Below are 18,072 nucleotides of genomic sequence, written 5' to 3' on the forward strand. Positions count from 1 at the left end.
ATAAAAAAGCCCTCGAGGGTGGCCAGCAACCCAAGCAGGTGCTGGTCAAGATCGACCGGGTCACGAAAAAGTTCGACGAAACGGTAGCCGTGGACGATGTGTCCCTGGAAATCCGCAAGGGCGAGATCTTCGCTCTTCTGGGGGGCTCCGGTTCCGGCAAGTCCACCTTGCTGCGCATGCTGGCCGGCTTCGAACGCCCGACCGAAGGGCGGATCTTCCTCGATGGCGTCGACATCACCGACATGCCGCCCTACGAGCGGCCGATCAACATGATGTTCCAGTCCTACGCGCTGTTCCCGCACATGACCGTGGCGCAGAACATCGCCTTCGGCCTGCAGCAGGACAAGATGCCCAAGGCCGAGATCGACGCCCGCGTGGCCGAGATGCTCAAGCTGGTGCACATGACCCAGTACGCCAAGCGCAAGCCGCACCAGCTGTCCGGCGGCCAGCGCCAGCGCGTGGCCCTGGCCCGCTCGCTGGCCAAGCGCCCCAAGCTGCTGCTGCTCGACGAGCCGATGGGTGCACTGGACAAGAAACTGCGTTCGCAGATGCAGCTGGAACTGGTGGAGATCATCGAGCGCGTTGGCGTGACCTGCGTGATGGTGACCCACGACCAGGAAGAGGCCATGACCATGGCCCAGCGCATCGCCATCATGCACCTGGGCTGGATCGCCCAGATCGGCTCGCCCGTGGACATCTACGAGACGCCTACCAGCCGCCTGGTGTGCGAATTCATCGGCAACGTCAACCTGTTCGAAGGTGAAGTGGTCGACGACGCCGAAGGCCACGCGATCATTGCCAGCCCGGAGCTGGAGCGCAAGATCTATGTCGGCCACGGCATCACCACGTCGGTGGAAGACAAGCACATCACCTACGCCCTGCGCCCGGAAAAGATGCTGGTCACCACCCAGCAACCGACCTGCGAGCACAACTGGTCGCGCGGCAAGGTTCACGACATTGCCTACCTGGGTGGCCACTCGGTGTTCTACGTCGAGTTGCCGAGCGGCAAGGTCGTCCAGTCGTTCGTCGCCAACGCCGAGCGCCAGGGCACCCGCCCGACCTGGGGCGATGAAGTGTACGTGTGGTGGGAAGACGACAGCGGCGTGGTACTGCGGTCATGAAACTGCGCAAGCTCAAGCGAGCCTTCCAGCGTATTACCCCGGAGGGGCGGCACCTGGTGATCGGCGTGCCTTTCATCTGGCTGTTCCTGTTCTTCATGCTGCCGTTCTTCATCGTGCTGAAGATCAGCTTCGCCGAAGCCGACGTGGCGATCCCGCCGTATACCGAGATCTACAGCTACGTCGAAGACAAGGTCCAGCTGGTGCTCAACCTGGCCAACTATGGCCTGTTGACCGAGGATGAGCTGTATATCTCGGCCTACCTGGGCTCGCTGAAGATGGCCTTCTTCAGCACCCTGCTGTGCCTGCTGATCGGCTACCCGATGGCCTATGCCATTGCCAACGCCAAGAAGGAGACCCAGACGGTCCTGCTGTTGCTGATCATGATGCCGACCTGGACCGCGATCCTGATCCGCGTCTATGCCTGGATGGGCATTCTCAGCAACAACGGCCTGCTCAACGGCTTCCTGCTGTGGACCGGGTTGATCGACCAGCCGCTGCAAATCCTCAACACCAACCTGGCGGTGTACATCGGCGTGGTCTATTCGTACCTGCCGTTCATGATCCTGCCGCTGTTCGCCAACCTGGTGAAGCACGACCCGAGCTTGCTCGAGGCCGCTTCGGACCTGGGTTCGAGCACCTTCAACAGCTTCTGGAAGATCACCGTACCGCTGTCGAAGAACGGCATCATCGCCGGCTGCATGCTGGTGTTCATCCCGGTGGTGGGCGAGTTCGTGATTCCTGAACTGCTTGGCGGCCCCGAAACCCTGATGATCGGCAAGGTGCTGTGGCAAGAGTTCTTCAACAACCGTGACTGGCCGGTGGCCTCTGCGCTGGCGGTAGTGATGCTGGCGATCCTGATCGTGCCGATCCTGCTGTTCAACCGCAGCCAGGCCAAAGAAATGGAGGGCAGGGCATGAAGCGCTTCAGTTTCTCCAAGCTGATGCTGGTGCTCGGCTTGCTGTTCATCTACCTGCCGATGCTGATCCTGGTGATCTACTCGTTCAACGCCTCCAAGCTGGTGACGGTGTGGGGTGGCTGGTCGGTGAAGTGGTACGTCGGCCTGCTCGACAACACCCAGTTGATGGGTTCGGTGATGCGTTCGCTGGAAATCGCCTGCTACACGGCGGTGGCGGCGGTGGCGCTGGGTACCTTGGCGGCGTTCGTGCTGACCCGGGTTACCCGCTTCAAGGGCCGCACGCTGTTCGGTGGCCTGGTCACTGCGCCGCTGGTAATGCCCGAGGTGATCACCGGCCTGTCGCTGTTGCTGCTGTTCGTGGCCATGGCGCAGATGATCGGCTGGCCGCAGGAGCGCGGCATCGTCACCATCTGGATCGCCCATACCACGTTCTGTGCCGCGTATGTGGCAGTGGTGGTGTCGGCACGCCTGCGGGAGCTGGACCTGTCGATCGAGGAAGCGGCGATGGACCTGGGTGCCAAGCCGTGGAAGGTGTTCTTCCTGATCACCATCCCGATGATCGCGCCGTCGTTGGCGGCGGGCGGCATGATGTCGTTCGCCCTGTCGCTGGATGACCTGGTACTGGCCAGCTTCGTCTCCGGCCCTGGTTCGACCACCTTGCCGATGGAAGTGTTCTCGGCGGTGCGCCTGGGCGTGAAGCCGGAGATCAACGCCGTGGCAAGCCTGATCCTGCTGTCGGTGTCGCTGGTGACCTTCTTCGTCTGGTACTTCAGCCGCCAGGCCGAAGAGCGCCGTCGCAAGGCGATACAGCAGGCGATCGAAGAGGGCGCTGCAGCGAATGCTTCGCAGCCACAGGTCAAGCGCCCGGCGCAGGTGGCTGCGTCGGCCTGATCTGGCCTCTTCGCGGGTGAACCCGCTCCCACAGGGTCATGTGCAGTCTTCAAGACCTGCGCAGTACCTGTGGGAGCGGGTTCACCCGCGAATGCCCCAGCACACATTCAAAGCCAGACTGCGTCCCAGTGCGGATAGTCCCTGACACTTCTGACCAAGCCAGCCCGCAAGGGGTTGGCGACAATGTATCTGGCAACATGCACCATGCTCTCCTCCCGCCGCAGTGCCCGGTCCTGATACCCAGGCTGCCATACCGGATCATGCTCAACCCCCGCCTGATGCAAAACCAGACTGGACCTGGACTTGAACCTGCGCATCAAGGTGCCCAACGTCGTACCTTTCAACTCGATTAGCCAATGCAGATGGTCCGGCATCAGCACCCAGGCCAATGATCGGCAGGCATGTTCCTGGTCTGATTGTCGCAGTTGGTGAATGACCAGCCGGGCATGGTGGAAATCATGGAACAGCGGCTTGCGCTGGTGGGTGACGGTGGTCAGCAGATAGAGCTGGCCAAGTTCTGAATAGCGACCACGGCGAAGCAGGTGAGACTGGGCTCGCGACATTGGCTTCTTCCTTGAAAAGCAGGTGACTTTTCAAAGGTAGTGGCTGAGATACAGGTGCTGTGTAGATCATGGTTTCTGAATATGGCAGAAGCTTGCGGATGGCAGTACCGGCCCTTTCGCGGGTGAACCCGCTCCCACAGGTATTGCGCAGGTCCTGAAGGCTGCACATAACCCTGTGGGAGCGGGTTCACCCGCGAAGAGGCCCTGAAGGCGTACGACTTTTCATCAACTCAAACCAAAGGCTTCAGTTGGATCGGCTTGGGAATTATCCTACGAGCCGTGTGGAAGCTGCTCTGTTGTAGGGGAAATGCCCCAGGGATAACGTCGTCGAGTCGCCAATCAAGGTGACCGGGTGTGAGAAACCCGCTCGATGTTGAACAGGCTTCCTGTCATGGCGGCCTTGCGTGGGCAGGCCTCGGCCTGGCCGGGTTCAATGTCCTCGGTTTTCTCACCCCGCGTACGGCTGCCACCCCTTATCCGTGAGAAAGATGAGCTGGCGGTTCCATAAACGACATTGGATTCCGACCATGACAACGCACGTTCCAAATCACCCACAAAACAGCAGCACCGTCGGTAAAGAAACCTGCATGGACCTTTTCCGCGTCCAGGCCAATATCCCCTTCAACCATGCCTTCTCCGAACTCTCCGTCATGCTCGGGTGCATTAATCACCTGACGACCGAAGCCGAGATGGAAAATGACCGGCTGGCCGGTAGTGCCGCGAGAATTCTCAGTGGCTTTGCCAAAGCATTGATTGATGACATAGAGCTGGGGTTGAACAGGGCTTCAGTTCAACTCTGACCTGTACCGGCCTCTTCGCGGGCGCGCCCGCGAAGAGGCCCTCAAGGCGTAAGACTTTTCATCAACTCAAACCAAAGGCTTCAGTTGAATCGGCTTGGGAATTATCCTACGAGCCGTGTGGAAGCTGCTCCGTTGTGAAGTATTGGTTCGGCCACCAATCAAATTGGCAGGTTATATTTAATTGCGTCTCACAGTTTGGCTTTAAGGATGTCGGTTAGTAATTCGTATTCAGAAGCATTGGGCGTGGATTTTCGGATGCCTTTCAGAATGTTTCTTAGGTGCCTGGCTTCGCGTGCGTTTTTAATGAAGCTCAGGGTCGTTTCCGAATCTGGAGGAAGATGCCGGACATTCTGGATTATAAACTGGTAGTGCTTGTTTGCAGCGCGAAGATAAGCTCTTAGCGTATTGCTGGTGCTGTCGGAAATTTCAGTGTATCCCTCAGGTGCCACATCGATGCTTTTTACGCGGGGGCGGCCTGGGTGTGGTGAATTAGGTGATGGATCATGAAGTTGCTCCCTGAATAGTTTCGTATGTAATAGCTTGTCTGGGCTGTCATCTGAGAGGAAATTTTTGGTGGTCGCTACTCCCCAGCGAAGCTTCTTTGTTACGTTGTTTCTAGATTTTAAAGTCCAGTTTTCATCGTATTTTATTACTTTCCGACGAGTGAGGAGTGGTGACTGGCCCGAGGGGTCCGAAAGGTTTACGGGGTCATTAAAACAATAACTGTATGAGTTGATGCCACCGAGTGAAAAAGGACTCAGGCTATCGCTGGAGTGGAAACGGAAAATTCTGGGATTGTATGTTCGGATTCCAATTCCAAGAAAATATAGGCCCACAATGCTGTGTAGAAGCTCTCCGTGGAATTGTAGTAACTCGGTATGCTTGCAGGGTGGCTCTGAGTATCCATAGGGGGTGACATTATAGTTATGGGTGGCGCTGTATGAATGCGTCATGTTTAAGCCCTCCTTTTGGTCTAATTTTTTTACTGCTCCGGAATTTGGGCAACTGGCATAAATATCAGGTCCCAGTTGAGTGCATTTGTGATACGCGCGCTTTTACCTGTTGGGAATGGTCCATAACACGTTCAGGTCAGTGACGTTTATCGAACCCTGATCTACGCTAACAGTCGCATCCCACGAATCATTTGCGCGCAAGCAAGGAGCCTGCATGACGTTGATACGTCCGCTGTTGGTCGTCTGCCTGGGGCTTGTGTCCCTGCTGTCGGGCTGTAGTAAGGAAGAAACCACCGAAACACTGCCTCGCGTAGGCGTGCAACAGGTATCACCTACCGATTTCGCTGCCAGAGTCACCCTGACTGGCGATGTGCAGGCGCGGGTGCAGACAGACCTGTCGTTCCGTGTGGGCGGCAAGATCATTTCGCGCAGTGTCGATGTCGGCGACCACGTAAAGGCCAACCAGGTGTTGGCGCGGCTGGACCCGAAAGACCTGCAGAACAATGTCGACTCGGCCAAGGCCGAGGTGTTCGCCGCGCAGGCGCGGGTCACCCAGACCAGCGCTGCGTTCGTGCGCCAGCAAAAGCTGCTGCCCAAGGGCTACACCAGCCAGAGCGAATACGATTCCGCCGAAGCCGCGTTGCGTAGTAACCAGAGCGCGCTCAAGGCCGCACAGGCGCAATTGGCCAATGCCAACGAACAACTGAGCTATACCGCGCTGGTCTCCGAGGCCGATGGCGTCATTACCGAGCGCCAGGCCGAGGTCGGCCAGGTGGTGCAGGCGACCATGCCTATCTTCAGCCTGGCCACCGATGGTGACCGTGATGCCGTATTCAATGTCTACGAATCGCTGCTGGTGGCTCCGCCAAGCGACGCCGGCGTGATCGTCAGCCTGCTGGACGACCCCAAGGTCCAGGCCCGTGGCTTCGTGCGCGAAATCACCCCCACGGTGTCCGCGCAAAGCGGCACGGTACAGGTCAAGGTCGGGCTGAGGGATGTGCCGCCAGGGATGCAATTGGGTGCACCGGTGACGGCCACCACCAATGCCCAGGGCCGGCCAAGTATCGAGCTGCCATGGTCGGCACTGACCAAGGCCCTGCATGAGCCTGCCGTGTGGGTGGTGGGCGAGGGTGACAAGGTAGAGCTGCGCAAGGTCGAGGTCAGCCGTTACCTCACCGGCAGGATCGTGGTCGCCAGTGGCCTGAAAGGCGGCGAGACCGTGGTGGTCAATGGCGGGCAGTTGCTGCACCCCGGCATGCAGGTGCTGAAGATCGATGCCAAGGCCAAAGGGGGTGAGCTATGAAGCGCCTGCTGCTGATGCTGTCGGCCGGCGTGCTGTTGGCCGGCTGCAGTAGCGAGGATGAAGTGCCGGAGCCGATTCGGCCGGTGCTGTCGGTCAAGGTCGAACCCCAGGTGCAGTCGCAGCTGGGTCGCTTCGCCGGCAGTATTCAGGCCCGTTTCGAGAGCACCTTGGGCTTCCGGGTTTCCGGGCGTATTGCCCGGCGCTGGCTGGATGTGGGCGCCCAGGTGAAACCGGGTGACACCTTGGCCACCCTCGACCCGACCGACCAGCAGAACCAGTTGCGCGCCGCCGAAGGCGACCTGGCCAAGGTGCAGGCGCAGTGGATCAACGCCCAAGCCGATGCCCGCCGCCAGCAACAGCTGTACGACCGTGGCGTAGGCGCCCAGGCCCAGCTGGATATCGCCCAGACCAACCTGAAAACCACTAGCGCAGCGTTGGAGCAAGCGCGCTCTGCGCTCAGCCAGGCGCGTGACCAGCTCGACTACAGCACCCTGCGCACCGACCACGCCGCGGTAATCACTGCCTGGCAGGCCGAAGCCGGGCAAACCGTCACCGCCGGCCAGGCCGTGGTAACCCTGGCCAGGCCGGATGTGAAGGAAGCGGTGATCGACCTGCCGATCGGCCTGGCCGAGCAGTTGAGCAAAGGCCTGACCTTCACCGTTGCTTCGCAGCTGGACCCGACCATCAACACCACCGCCAGCCTGCGGGAACTGGAACCCCAGGCCGACGCCACCACGCGCACCCGCCGCGCGCGCCTGACCCTGGCCAGCACCCCGGCGGCCTTCCACCTGGGCACCGCCATCAGCGTGACCCTGAGTTCGGAGGTGTCGCCGCGCAGCGAACTGCCCTTGAGTGCCTTGCTCGAGCGCGACGGCAAGACCCAGGTATGGGTGATCGATACGCAGCAGAAGACCGTGGCCACCCGTGATGTGGCCCTGATCGGTCGAACCGCCGACAGCATCGTCCTGACCTCGGGCGTACAGCCCGGCGAGCGGGTGGTGACTGCGGGCGTGAACAGCCTCAAGCCTGGCCAGAAGGTCACCTTCGACGAGGATGCGCAATGAAAGGAAGCTTCAACCTGTCCGACTGGGCACTCAAGCATCAATCGTTCGTCTGGTACCTGATGTTCGTCGGCCTGCTGATGGGGATCTTTTCCTACTTCAACCTGGGCCGTGAGGAAGACCCGTCGTTCACCATCAAGACCATGGTCATCCAGACCCGCTGGCCCGGCGCGACCCAGGACGAAACCCTGTACCAGGTCACCGACCGTATCGAGAAGAAGCTCGAGGAACTCGACTCCCTCGACTACACCAAAAGCTACACCCGCCCCGGCGAATCCACGGTCTACGTGTACCTGCGCGACACCACCAAGGCCAAGGACATCCCGGAAATCTGGTACCAGGTGCGCAAGAAGATCCAGGACATTCGCGGTGAGTTCCCTGCAGGCATCCAGGGGCCCGGGTTCAACGATGAATTCGGCGATGTGTTCGGTTCTATCTATGCCTTCACCGCCGACGGCCTGACCCTGCGCCAGTTGCGCGACTACGTGGAACAGGCGCGGGCCGAAGTGCGCGATGTGCCCAACATCGGCAAGATCGAGCTGATCGGCACCCAGGACGAAGTGCTTTACCTGAACTTCTCTACCCGCAAGCTGGCAGCTCTGGGCATCGATCAGCGCCAGGTCATGCAGGCCCTGCAATCGCAAAACGCCGTGACCCCTGCCGGTGTGATCGAGGCCGGGCCGGAACGTATCTCGGTGCGTACCTCTGGGCAGTTCACCTCGGAAAAGGACCTGGAAACCGTCAACCTGAAGATTAACGACCGCTTCTTCCGCCTGGCAGACATCGCCGATATCGAGCGCGGCTACGTCGACCCTCCTTCGCCGATGTTCCGCTACAACGGCCAGACGGCGCTGGGCCTGGCCATCGGCATGAAGGCCGGCGGCAATATCCAGGTGTTCGGCGCGGCGCTGAAAAAGCGCATGGACCAGGTGGTCGAAGACCTGCCGGTGGGCGTCGGGGTACACACTGTTTCCGACCAGGCCGTGGTGGTCAAGCAAGCCGTCGGTGGCTTCACCAGTGCGCTGTTCGAGGCGGTGGTGATCGTGCTGGCGGTGAGCTTCGTCAGCCTCGGCGTGCGTGCCGGGCTGGTGGTGGCCTGCTCGATCCCGCTGGTGCTGGCCATGGTGTTCGTGTTCATGGAATACAGCGGTATCACCATGCAGCGGATTTCGCTGGGGGCGCTGATCATCGCCCTGGGCCTGCTGGTGGATGATGCGATGATCACTGTGGAAGTGATGGTCACACGGCTGGAAATGGGCGAAAGCAAGGAGCAGGCGGCGACTTTTGCCTATACCTCCACAGCCTTCCCCATGCTCACCGGCACCCTGGTGACTGTGGCCGGCTTCGTGCCGATCGGCCTCAACGCCAGCTCGGCGGGTGAATACACCTACACGCTGTTTGCGGTAATTGCCGTGGCACTGATGGTGTCCTGGGTGGTGGCGGTATTCTTCGCCCCGGTGTTAGGCGTGCACATCCTCAGCAGTGCCAAGCTCAAGCACCATGAAGCCGAGCCGGGGCGCGTCGGCCGGGCCTTCGAGCATGGTTTGTTGTGGTGCATGCGCAACCGCTGGCTGACCATCATCGGCACCGTGGTGCTGTTCGCCCTGGCGATCTTCTGCGAACGCTTCGTGCAGAACCAGTTCTTCCCGTCCTCTGACCGCCCGGAAATCCTCGTCGACCTCAACCTGCCGCAGAACGCCTCGATCGAGGAGACGCGCAAGGTGGTCGACCGTTTCGAGGCGCGGATCAAGGACGACCCGGACCTGGTGCACTGGAGTACCTATATCGGCCAGGGCGCGATCCGCTTCTACCTGCCCCTCGACCAGCAGTTGCAGAACCCGTACTACGCGCAGCTGGTGATCGTCAGCAAGGGCTTCGAAGAACGCCAGGCCATGATGGAGCGCCTGCAGAAGATCCTGCATGAAGAATTCGTTGGCGTCGGCACCAACGTGCAATCGCTGGAAATGGGCCCACCGGTAGGCCGACCGATCCAGTATCGGGTAAGCGGTGCCAATATCGACGAGGTTCGCAAGCACGCCATCGAGCTGGCCACCTTGCTCGACCAGAACGAACACATCGGCGAGATGATCTACGACTGGAACGAGCCGGGTAAGGTGCTGCGCGTGGAAATCGCCCAGGACAAGGCGCGCCAGCTGGGCCTGTCGTCGGAGGACGTGGCCAATGTGATGAACAGCATCGTCAGCGGCGTGCAGATCACCCAGGTCAACGACAACATCTACCTGGTCGACGTGGTCGCCCGTGCCGAGGACAGCGAGCGTGGCTCGCCGGATACCCTGCAGAACCTGCAGATCCTGACACCCAACGGCACTTCGATCCCGCTGCTGGCGTTCGCCACCGTGCGCTACGAGCTGGAGCAGCCGCTGGTGTGGCGTCGCGACCGCAAGCCGACCATCACCATCAAGGCTTCGGTCAACGGCGACATCCAGCCCACCGACCTGGTGGCCCAGCTGAAGCCGAAGATCGACGAGTTCGCCAGCAAGTTGCCGGTGGGCTTCGAAGTGGCCACCGGCGGTACGGTGGAGGAGAGCGCCAAGGCGCAGGGGCCGATCCGCAAGGTCATCCCGCTGATGCTGTTCCTGATGGCGACGTTCCTGATGATCCAGCTGCACAGCGTGCAGAAGCTGTTCCTGGTGGTCAGCGTGGCGCCGCTGGGGTTGATTGGCGTGATCATTGCGCTGGTGCCCACAGGTACGCCCATGGGCTTCGTGGCGATTCTCGGCATTCTCGCGCTGGCGGGCATCATCATTCGTAACTCGGTGATCCTGGTGACCCAGATCGATGAGTTCGAAGCCCAGGGCTTGTCGCCGTGGGATGCGGTGGTGGAGGCAACCAACCACCGGCGCCGGCCGATTCTGCTGACCGCAGCAGCGGCGAGCCTGGGCATGATCCCGATTGCCCGCGAAGTGTTCTGGGGGCCGATGGCCTACGCCATGATTGGCGGGATCATCGTGGCGACCCTGCTGACGCTGCTGTTCCTGCCGGCCTTGTATGTGGCCTGGTACAAGATCCGCGAGCCACAGAAACACAACTGAAGCCCTGCACGGGCCCTGTGGGAGCGGGTTCACCCGCGAATGCGATGGTGGAACCACCGCCGCATTCGCGGGTGAACCCGCTCCCACAGGGTCTTCCGTCGCTTTCAAAATTGTATTTTGTTTTGGTTATATAAACATTCTCAAACAGTATTTTTAAGAATAACCCCGCCTCACTACTATTGCCCTCAAGCCAGGCGCAAATCCCCTTCAAACCTCAGCCCGGCACCCTCACTCCAAGGAGAACGAGCATGAGTGCATCTCTGCGTAGCATCGACGGTCAGGACGAAGCCACCATTCTGCGTGAAATCCAGAGCGCTCTGCGCGACCTGCGATTCGGTGCGGTGGAGATTACCGTGCACAACGCTCAGGTCGTGCAGATCGAGCGCAAGGAGAAGTTCCGCCTGCAGCAGCCCGGCAACAAGACCGGCTGATCGCACCACACATTCAAAACTAGAAAAATGCCAATCGGGAGCTTCACCATGTCCATCCGCCGTTATGCGCTCGCCGCCCTGGCCAGTGCTGTTTTTGCCGGTTCCGCCATCGCCAAGGACTACGAACTGCTGAACGTGTCCTACGACCCGACCCGCGAGCTGTACCAGCAGTACAACGCCGAGTTCATCAAGCACTGGCAGCAGGCCCACCCGGGCGACAAGGTGAAGATCCAGCAATCCCACGGCGGTTCGGGCAAGCAGGCCCGTGCGGTGATCGATGGCCTGCGTGCCGATGTGGTGACCCTGGCCCTGGCCGGCGATATCGATGAAGTCGCCAAGCTCGGCAAGACCCTGCCGGACAACTGGCAGACCCGCCTGCCGGATGCCAGCACCCCGTACACCTCGACCATCGTGTTCCTGGTGCGCAAGGGCAACCCGAAAGGCATCAAGGACTGGGGCGACCTGATCAAGAAGGACGTGTCGGTCATCACCCCCAACCCGAAAACCTCCGGCGGCGCCCGTTGGAACTTCCTGGCGGCCTGGGCCTATGGCCTGAAGGCCGGCGGTAGCGAAGAAAAGGCCAAGGAGTACGTGCAGGAGCTGTTCAAGCACGTCCCGGTGCTGGATACCGGCGCCCGTGGCTCGACCATCACCTTCGTCAATAACGGCCAGGGCGATGTGTTGCTGGCCTGGGAAAACGAAGCCTTCCTGGCGCTGAAGGAAGACGGAGGTGCCGACAAGTTCGAGATCGTCGTGCCGTCGTTGTCGATCCTCGCCGAACCGCCAGTGGCGGTGGTGGACAAGAACGCCGAGAAGAAGGGCAATACCGAGATTGCCAGCGAATACCTCAAGCACCTGTACAGCCCGGCCGGGCAGAAGATCGCAGCCGAGAACTTCTACCGCCCGCGTGACGAGAAGGTCGCTGCCGAGTTCGGCAAGCAGTTCCCGAAACTGGACCTGGTGACCATCGACAAGGACTTTGGTGGCTGGAAGACTGCACAACCTAAATTCTTCAATGATGGCGGTGTGTTCGACCAGATCTATCAGGCACAGTAATCGCCAAGGAAAAGCGGGGCCGCGCTGCGGCCCCAGGATTCAGAAGCTTGCACCGACCCGGGATCTGTTCCGGGTTTCGTGCGTTCAACCAGGGATATTTATGTCACGTCGCATTTCCCCCGTCATACCCGGCTTCGGGCTGACGCTGGGCTACACCTTGGTGTACCTCAGCCTGATAGTGCTGATACCGCTGGCCGCCATGTTCGTGCATGCCGCGCAGCTTACCTGGGAGCAGTTCTGGAACATCATCAGTGCACCGCGGGTGATCGCCGCGCTCAAGCTGAGTTTCGGCACCGCCCTGTTCGCCGCCATCATCAATGGTGTGATCGGTACCCTGCTGGCCTGGGTGCTGGTGCGCTACACCTTCCCTGGGCGCAAGATCATCGATGCAATGATCGACCTGCCGTTCGCCCTGCCCACCGCCGTGGCCGGTATTGCCCTGACCGCCCTGTACGCACCCTCGGGCTGGGTCGGCCAGTTCGCCACCGACCTGGGTTTCAAGATCGCCTACACCCCACTGGGCATCACCCTGGCGCTGACCTTCGTCACCCTGCCGTTCGTGGTGCGTACGGTGCAGCCGGTGCTGGCCGACATTCCGCGTGAAGTGGAGGAGGCCGCTGCCTGCCTGGGCGCCAAGCCGCTGCAGGTGTTCCGCCATGTGCTGGCGCCAGCGCTGCTGCCTGCCTGGCTGACAGGTTTTGCCCTGGCCTTCGCCCGCGGCGTGGGCGAGTATGGTTCGGTGATCTTCATTGCCGGCAACATGCCGATGAAAACCGAGATCCTGCCGCTGCTGATCATGGTCAAGCTCGACCAATACGATTACACCGGCGCGACCGCCATCGGCGTGCTGATGCTGGTGGTTTCCTTCATCCTGCTGCTGCTGATCAACCTGCTGCAGCGCCGCATCGAAACCCCTTGAAGGAGGCCGGCATGTCCAGTTCATCCCTGAATGCAACCGCCGCCGCCAACGCCGCCCGCCGGGGCAGCGCCACTTCGCGGCGTATCCTGATCGGCCTTGGCTGGCTGGTGTTCGCGCTGTTCCTGCTGCTGCCCCTGGTGATCGTGGTGTCGCAGGCGCTGAAGAACGGCTTTGGCACCTTCTTCGAGGCGATCTTCGAGCCTGACGCATTGTCGGCGCTGAAGCTGACCCTGCTCGCCGTGGCCATTTCGGTGCCGCTGAACCTGGTGTTCGGTGTCAGCGCCGCCTGGTGCGTGAGCAAGTACACCTTCCGTGGCAAGAGTATCCTGGTCACCCTGATCGATCTGCCGTTCTCGGTGTCGCCGGTGATCGCGGGCCTGGTCTACGTGCTGATGTTCGGCGCGCAAGGCCTGTTCGGGCCGTGGCTGCAGGACCACGATATCCAGATCGTGTTCGCCCTGCCGGGCATCGTCCTGGCCACCATCTTCGTCACCGTACCGTTCGTGGCCCGTGAGCTGATCCCGCTGATGCAGGAGCAGGGCACGCAGGAAGAGGAGGCCGCGCGCTTGCTCGGTGCCAATGGCTGGCAAATGTTCTGGCACGTGACCCTGCCAAACATCAAATGGGGCCTGATCTATGGGGTGGTGCTGTGCACCGCGCGGGCCATGGGCGAGTTTGGCGCGGTGTCGGTGGTGTCCGGCCACATTCGCGGCGTGACCAACACCTTGCCGCTGCACGTGGAGATCCTCTACAACGAGTACAACCATGTCGCGGCCTTCAGCGTGGCCAGCCTGTTGCTGATCCTGGCGCTCTTCATCCTGCTGCTCAAGCAGTGGAGCGAGAACCGTATTAACCGCCTGCGCCACAGCGCCGCGGAGGAATGATTCATGTCGATCGAAGTTCGTAACATCAGCAAGCGCTTCAACAGCTTCCAGGCCCTGGACAACATCAACCTGGACATCAACAGCGGCGAGCTGGTGGCGCTGCTTGGCCCTTCCGGCTGCGGCAAGACCACGTTGCTGCGCATCATCGCCGGCCTGGAAACCCCCGACCAGGGCAATATCGTGTTCCATGGCGAGGACGTGTCCGGCCATGACGTGCGCGACCGCAATGTCGGTTTCGTGTTCCAGCACTACGCGTTGTTCCGCCACATGAGTGTGTTCGACAACGTTGCCTTCGGCCTGCGCATGAAGCCCAAGGGCGAGCGCCCGAGCGAGAGCAAGATAGCCGAGAAGGTGCATGAACTGCTTAACATGGTGCAGCTGGACTGGCTGTCCGATCGCTACCCCGAGCAGTTGTCCGGTGGCCAGCGCCAGCGTATCGCCCTGGCCCGTGCGCTGGCGGTGGAACCAAAGGTGCTGTTGCTGGACGAGCCTTTCGGTGCGCTGGATGCCAAGGTGCGCAAGGAGCTGCGCCGCTGGCTGGCGCGCCTGCACGAGGACATCAACCTGACGTCGGTGTTCGTCACCCACGACCAGGAAGAAGCCATGGAGGTGGCTGACCGCATCGTGGTGATGAACAAGGGCGTGATCGAGCAGATCGGCTCGCCGGGCGAGGTGTACGAGCACCCGGCCAACGATTTCGTCTACCACTTCCTTGGTGACTCCAACCGCCTGGCCCTGAGCGAAGGGCATCATGTGCTGTTCCGCCCGCACGAAGTGTCGCTGTCGCGGCACGAGACCGAAGGGCACCATGCGGCCGAGGTGCGCGACATCCGGCCGTTGGGCGCGACCACGCGGGTGACATTGAAGGTGGAAGGGCAGAGCGAGCTGATCGAGGCCGAAGTGGTCAAGGACCATGACAGCCTGACCGGGTTGGCGCGTGGGGAGACATTGTTCTTCCGGCCGAAGGTTTGGCAGAAGGTGGCGGATATTTGATTCGCCTTTGACGATGAAAAAGCCCGGGGTTGGTCCGGGCTTTTTTATGCCTGACAGAATGGCGGCGCTAATGCTAAGCAGAAACCTCTATTTTTTATGGATAAACGATGCGTGCGCAAGATTTAGCGGTTGGTTAAGTAATCGGCTTCTCGCTGTGGATAACGGCGGAAGTCCTATATAGCTGTCGATCTAGAAGCTCTTGATTCTTGGCCTAGTAAATTTGCTAGTTTTCAATCACCGGGAATCGGCGGAGTATTGGGTTTTTGGGTGGGCCTGAATCAAGGAATTGTCGAGTGCGCTTTTCTGTGCTGTTCCCACAGCCATTGTTCTTAAGGTGTCCCGAGGTTTAAATTCATCGCGTAGAAAATCATGGGGTTTGTAATATGTTTAATTCATACTCTCCTTATGGATATTTATTCTCTGCCAGCGCTTTTGTGGGTGCATTGAATTTTAATGGTGAACACCTTGATGGTCTAAGTGATCTATATTTTCTAGGGCGCGGATACAGAGCGTTCAGTCCAGCGTTGATGCGTTTCAATAGACCTGATGAGTTAAGTCCTTTCGATAGTGGTGGGTTGAATTGTTACTGTTATTGCTTAGGGGATCCTGTTAATCGTCAAGACCCTAACGGAAACACTTCTTTCGCGACGTCGGCGTTGACCGCGATCGCGGCGCGTCGCTTTAAAAGTCTGCTCTTTGCCAAGATTAAAGGTCCCGTTGAATGGCACCCATTACGGAACTGGAAGAAAGAATCGATTGTTCCAGAGGTTAGATATGCCAGAGAAAAAATTTCATCTGGTAAAGAGAGCGTGACGCATGTGGTGAATCAGAAGGGCTTGTCGGTGTTGGACCTTTCTGAGAAAAAGCATAAATTCATTCTAAGGCAGGATGAAAATTTTTTTATCAGTACCTTTTCCGAGTTTGATGATGCTCCTCTTTCTCACGCCAGTCTTGCGGAGCTTGGTCGACGTCAGTTAAGGTCGGCCTCTCCGGTTGTAGCTGCGGGATATATATATAGGGAAAATGGTCAAACTTATGTTGATAATCATTCGGGTCATTATCTTCCTAGTTACAGAAGCTCACAGGCGGCGGTGAATTACTTGAGGTCGATAAATGTACCAGCGATGAGTGTTCGTATGGTTGGTCAAATGATGCGTCGATGAGCGATGCCCCGCGCATTTTTTAGGCATGCAAGGTATGCAGGCCATCATCTAAGAAGTAAAGCTGCGGGGGGCGAAGGGTGTCATCATGAGCCTTCTGGCATACTCTCTCGAATCGGCCTGTTCGGCACCGTCTGGGGCATCATGGAAGCGCTCAAGGGCATCAGCGCGGCCGGCTCCGCCAGCCTTGGCAGTCTTTGGCCCCTTTTTTTCAACCCGAGGCTCCCACAGGGATCGCGTCAGTGGTAGGTTTTGGTTATTAATAAATAGCTTCTTATTCCTTTACTGATATATGTCCGCCCCTATACTTGTCTCCAAGCACGCAAACTCACTGGAGGCGTCCCCATGCGCAATGAGTCGATTCGTTACCTGATTGTGCCGGGCTGGCAAGGATCGCCAGACAACCATTGGCAAAGTCACTGGCAGCGCACCTTGCCCAACAGTGCCCGGGTCGAGCAGCACGATTGGCTGACTCCGCAACGCCAGGACTGGGTGCAGGCACTGGAGCAGGCGATTGCCGCCGAGCGCTCACCGGTGATTCTGATTGCCCATAGCCTGGGCTGCATAACCGTCGCTCACTGGGCCGCGCAAGCCAGCCCGGCCCTGCTGCTGCGGGTACGTGGCGCGCTGCTGGTGGCACCCGCTGACGTAGAGCGGCCAACCTGCGCGCCGGCTCTGCGCAACTTCGCGCCGATCCCGACCGACGCACTGCCATTCCCCAGCCAGGTGGTCAGCTCGGACAACGACCCGGCCGTAAGCGTGCCAAGGGCGTTGTACCTGGCCCAGGTCTGGGGCGCCGAAGCAGGGCTGCTGACCAACGCCGGGCACATCAACGTCAAGTCCGGTCATGAGCGCTGGGAACAAGGTTTCGCCTACTTGTATCGCTTGCAGAGCCGGGTCGAGCAGCGCGCACTGCGCCGCGCCTGATCGCCCTTACTGTTTACCGTTTGCCTGACGCCCGGCCATTGAAGGCCTGGGGCGGGAGTTCGTCATGACTTTTCAAAACCCTTTTGGCCAGCCGTTGCTGACCTTCCCTGAATTGGACAAGAGCCCACTGAGCATCCGCGCCAAGGCGCTGGTGTTCATCGACCCACGTTCGCAGCAGCTGCGCGAGGAGCTCGAGCACCTGGCGCCACAATCCTTGCCGGTGCTGATCCGTGGCGAAACCGGCACCGGCAAGGAACTGCTGGCCCGGCAGATCCACCGTGCCAGTGACCGCAGCGGATTGTTCGTGTCGGTCAACTGCGCGGCCATCAGTCCCACCTACGCCGATGCCGAGTTGTTCGGCTACAGCGCCGGCAGCCAGGGTGGTACAGCCAGCAGCCGCGCCGGCTGGTTCGGCTCGGCTAACGGTGGCACGTTGTACCTGGACGAGATCGCCGACTTGCCGCTGGCCATCCAGGGCAAGCTGCTGGCCGCCCTGGAAAACCGCGAGGTTACCCGGGTGGGCTCGCAGCAGCCGCAGCCGGTGGACGTGCGCCTGGTGGCCGCTACCAGTATCGACCTGGCGCGGGTGGTGCGCGCGGGGCGCTTCAACGAGCGCCTGTACCAGTACCTGCGCGAGGGCGTGCTGGAGCTGCCGCCACTGCGCGAGCGGCCGGGCGATATCCTGCCGTTGGCCGAGTACTTCGTGGGCATCTACAGCGTGCGCCTGCAGCGGCCTGTGCCGCTGGTGAGCGAGGCGGCGCAGCAGGCGCTGGAGGCACACCCATGGCCCGGCAACACCCGTGAACTGGAGAACGTCATCCACTTCGCCTTGCTGGTGAATGACGGCGAAGAAATCCTGGCTGAAGACCTCGACCTGCCAAACCCCGCGCGCTAGACATCGCTCATAAGCAAAGTGGCTGATGGCATTTTGTTTTTGGAATAAGAAGCTAAATAAAAGATATTGTTACGGAATAAAAAATCTGGGTATTGTCCGCCTCACGCCCGCTGGTGAACCGGTTGGGCACCCGATTCGCCATCGTC

The 18,072-nt window shown here is 60.1% G+C and carries 17 protein-coding genes and 1 pseudogene; 16 read left to right on the plus strand and 2 right to left on the minus strand.

Translation table 11 applies throughout. From position 1 onward, the window contains the following. The 3 genes from potA to RR51_RS24915 form a co-directional block, all read left to right on the plus strand. The coding region (gene potA / locus RR51_RS24905; protein WP_039614988.1) for a polyamine ABC transporter ATP-binding protein at nucleotides 1-1,121 on the plus strand (1,121 nt) is incomplete at its 5' end. Continuing rightward, nucleotides 1,118-2,038, plus strand: coding sequence for an ABC transporter permease subunit (locus tag RR51_RS24910; RefSeq protein WP_015272217.1), 921 nt, complete (start codon nucleotides 1,118-1,120; stop codon nucleotides 2,036-2,038). The genes potA and RR51_RS24910, both read left to right, overlap by 4 nt. Further along, nucleotides 2,035-2,928, plus strand: a complete 894-nt coding sequence (locus RR51_RS24915; protein ID WP_003258560.1) for an ABC transporter permease subunit — start codon at nucleotides 2,035-2,037, stop codon at nucleotides 2,926-2,928. The genes RR51_RS24910 and RR51_RS24915 overlap by 4 nt, the downstream gene beginning before the upstream one ends. Before the next feature lie 107 nt (nucleotides 2,929-3,035). Here RR51_RS24915 and RR51_RS24920 read toward each other — a convergent pair whose 3' ends face one another. After that, nucleotides 3,036-3,491 (minus strand): REP-associated tyrosine transposase, encoded by a 456-nt coding sequence (locus tag RR51_RS24920; RefSeq protein WP_039614989.1) that lies wholly within the window; start codon nucleotides 3,489-3,491, stop codon nucleotides 3,036-3,038. 527 nt (nucleotides 3,492-4,018) lie between these two features. Here RR51_RS24920 and RR51_RS24925 point away from each other — a divergent pair. Then, a complete protein-coding gene (locus RR51_RS24925; RefSeq protein ID WP_052261106.1) occupies nucleotides 4,019-4,291 on the plus strand; it encodes a DUF3077 domain-containing protein in 273 nt (90 codons plus the stop codon). Between the two features lie 188 nt (nucleotides 4,292-4,479). Here the strand turns inward: RR51_RS24925 and RR51_RS29715 are convergent, their stop codons facing one another. After that, a complete protein-coding gene (locus tag RR51_RS29715; RefSeq protein WP_082044756.1) occupies nucleotides 4,480-5,244 on the minus strand; it encodes an RHS repeat-associated core domain-containing protein in 765 nt (254 codons plus the stop codon). A gap of 214 nt (nucleotides 5,245-5,458) precedes the next feature. Between RR51_RS29715 and RR51_RS24930 the strand changes: the two genes are divergently transcribed. From RR51_RS24930 to RR51_RS24975, 12 genes and pseudogenes are all read left to right on the plus strand, one after another. After that, the gene (locus RR51_RS24930) at nucleotides 5,459-6,547 is read left to right on the plus strand and encodes an efflux RND transporter periplasmic adaptor subunit (protein ID WP_024087886.1); all 1,089 of its coding nucleotides are present in this window, start codon (nucleotides 5,459-5,461) and stop codon (nucleotides 6,545-6,547) included. Next, on the plus strand, nucleotides 6,544-7,611 hold the full coding sequence (locus RR51_RS24935; RefSeq protein ID WP_013974699.1) for an efflux RND transporter periplasmic adaptor subunit: 1,068 nt from the start codon (nucleotides 6,544-6,546) through the stop codon (nucleotides 7,609-7,611). The genes RR51_RS24930 and RR51_RS24935 overlap by 4 nt, the downstream gene beginning before the upstream one ends. Beyond that, nucleotides 7,608-10,661 carry an efflux RND transporter permease subunit gene (locus RR51_RS24940; protein ID WP_013974698.1) on the plus strand — a complete coding sequence of 1,018 codons (3,054 nt, stop codon included), beginning with the start codon at nucleotides 7,608-7,610 and terminating at the stop codon, nucleotides 10,659-10,661. Before RR51_RS24935 ends, RR51_RS24940 begins: the two co-directional genes overlap by 4 nt. A gap of 248 nt (nucleotides 10,662-10,909) precedes the next feature. Continuing rightward, nucleotides 10,910-11,092 (plus strand): sulfur starvation response protein OscA, encoded by a 183-nt coding sequence (oscA, locus tag RR51_RS24945; protein WP_003258557.1) that lies wholly within the window; start codon nucleotides 10,910-10,912, stop codon nucleotides 11,090-11,092. A 48-nt stretch (nucleotides 11,093-11,140) separates the two neighbouring features. Then, nucleotides 11,141-12,148, plus strand: a complete 1,008-nt coding sequence (locus RR51_RS24950; protein ID WP_039614991.1) for a sulfate ABC transporter substrate-binding protein — start codon at nucleotides 11,141-11,143, stop codon at nucleotides 12,146-12,148. A gap of 100 nt (nucleotides 12,149-12,248) precedes the next feature. Beyond that, nucleotides 12,249-13,067: a sulfate ABC transporter permease subunit CysT gene (cysT, locus tag RR51_RS24955; protein ID WP_013974695.1), complete on the plus strand. Its 819-nt coding sequence runs from the start codon at nucleotides 12,249-12,251 to the stop codon at nucleotides 13,065-13,067. Between the two features lie 11 nt (nucleotides 13,068-13,078). Continuing rightward, the gene (cysW, locus tag RR51_RS24960; protein ID WP_015272212.1) at nucleotides 13,079-13,951 is read left to right on the plus strand and encodes a sulfate ABC transporter permease subunit CysW; all 873 of its coding nucleotides are present in this window, start codon (nucleotides 13,079-13,081) and stop codon (nucleotides 13,949-13,951) included. A gap of 3 nt (nucleotides 13,952-13,954) precedes the next feature. Next, nucleotides 13,955-14,944, plus strand: coding sequence for a sulfate/molybdate ABC transporter ATP-binding protein (locus RR51_RS24965; protein ID WP_039614992.1), 990 nt, complete (start codon nucleotides 13,955-13,957; stop codon nucleotides 14,942-14,944). A 383-nt stretch (nucleotides 14,945-15,327) separates the two neighbouring features. Further along, complete coding sequence (locus RR51_RS29720) at nucleotides 15,328-16,107, plus strand: RHS repeat-associated core domain-containing protein (protein WP_082044757.1); 780 nt, start codon at nucleotides 15,328-15,330, stop codon at nucleotides 16,105-16,107. Nucleotides 16,108-16,218: 111 nt separating this feature from the next. Next, nucleotides 16,219-16,293, plus strand: a pseudogene (locus tag RR51_RS31665) (MotA/TolQ/ExbB proton channel family protein); the annotation flags it as partial. A 156-nt stretch (nucleotides 16,294-16,449) separates the two neighbouring features. Next, on the plus strand, nucleotides 16,450-17,031 hold the full coding sequence (locus RR51_RS24970; RefSeq protein ID WP_039614993.1) for an alpha/beta hydrolase: 582 nt from the start codon (nucleotides 16,450-16,452) through the stop codon (nucleotides 17,029-17,031). 64 nt (nucleotides 17,032-17,095) lie between these two features. Continuing rightward, nucleotides 17,096-17,926: a sigma 54-interacting transcriptional regulator gene (locus tag RR51_RS24975; protein WP_039614994.1), complete on the plus strand. Its 831-nt coding sequence runs from the start codon at nucleotides 17,096-17,098 to the stop codon at nucleotides 17,924-17,926. The last annotated feature ends 146 nt before the right edge of the window (nucleotides 17,927-18,072 follow it).

Origin of the sequence: Pseudomonas sp. C5pp (assembly GCF_000814065.1) — a bacterium.
Lineage (GTDB): Bacteria > Pseudomonadota > Gammaproteobacteria > Pseudomonadales > Pseudomonadaceae > Aquipseudomonas > Aquipseudomonas asiatica.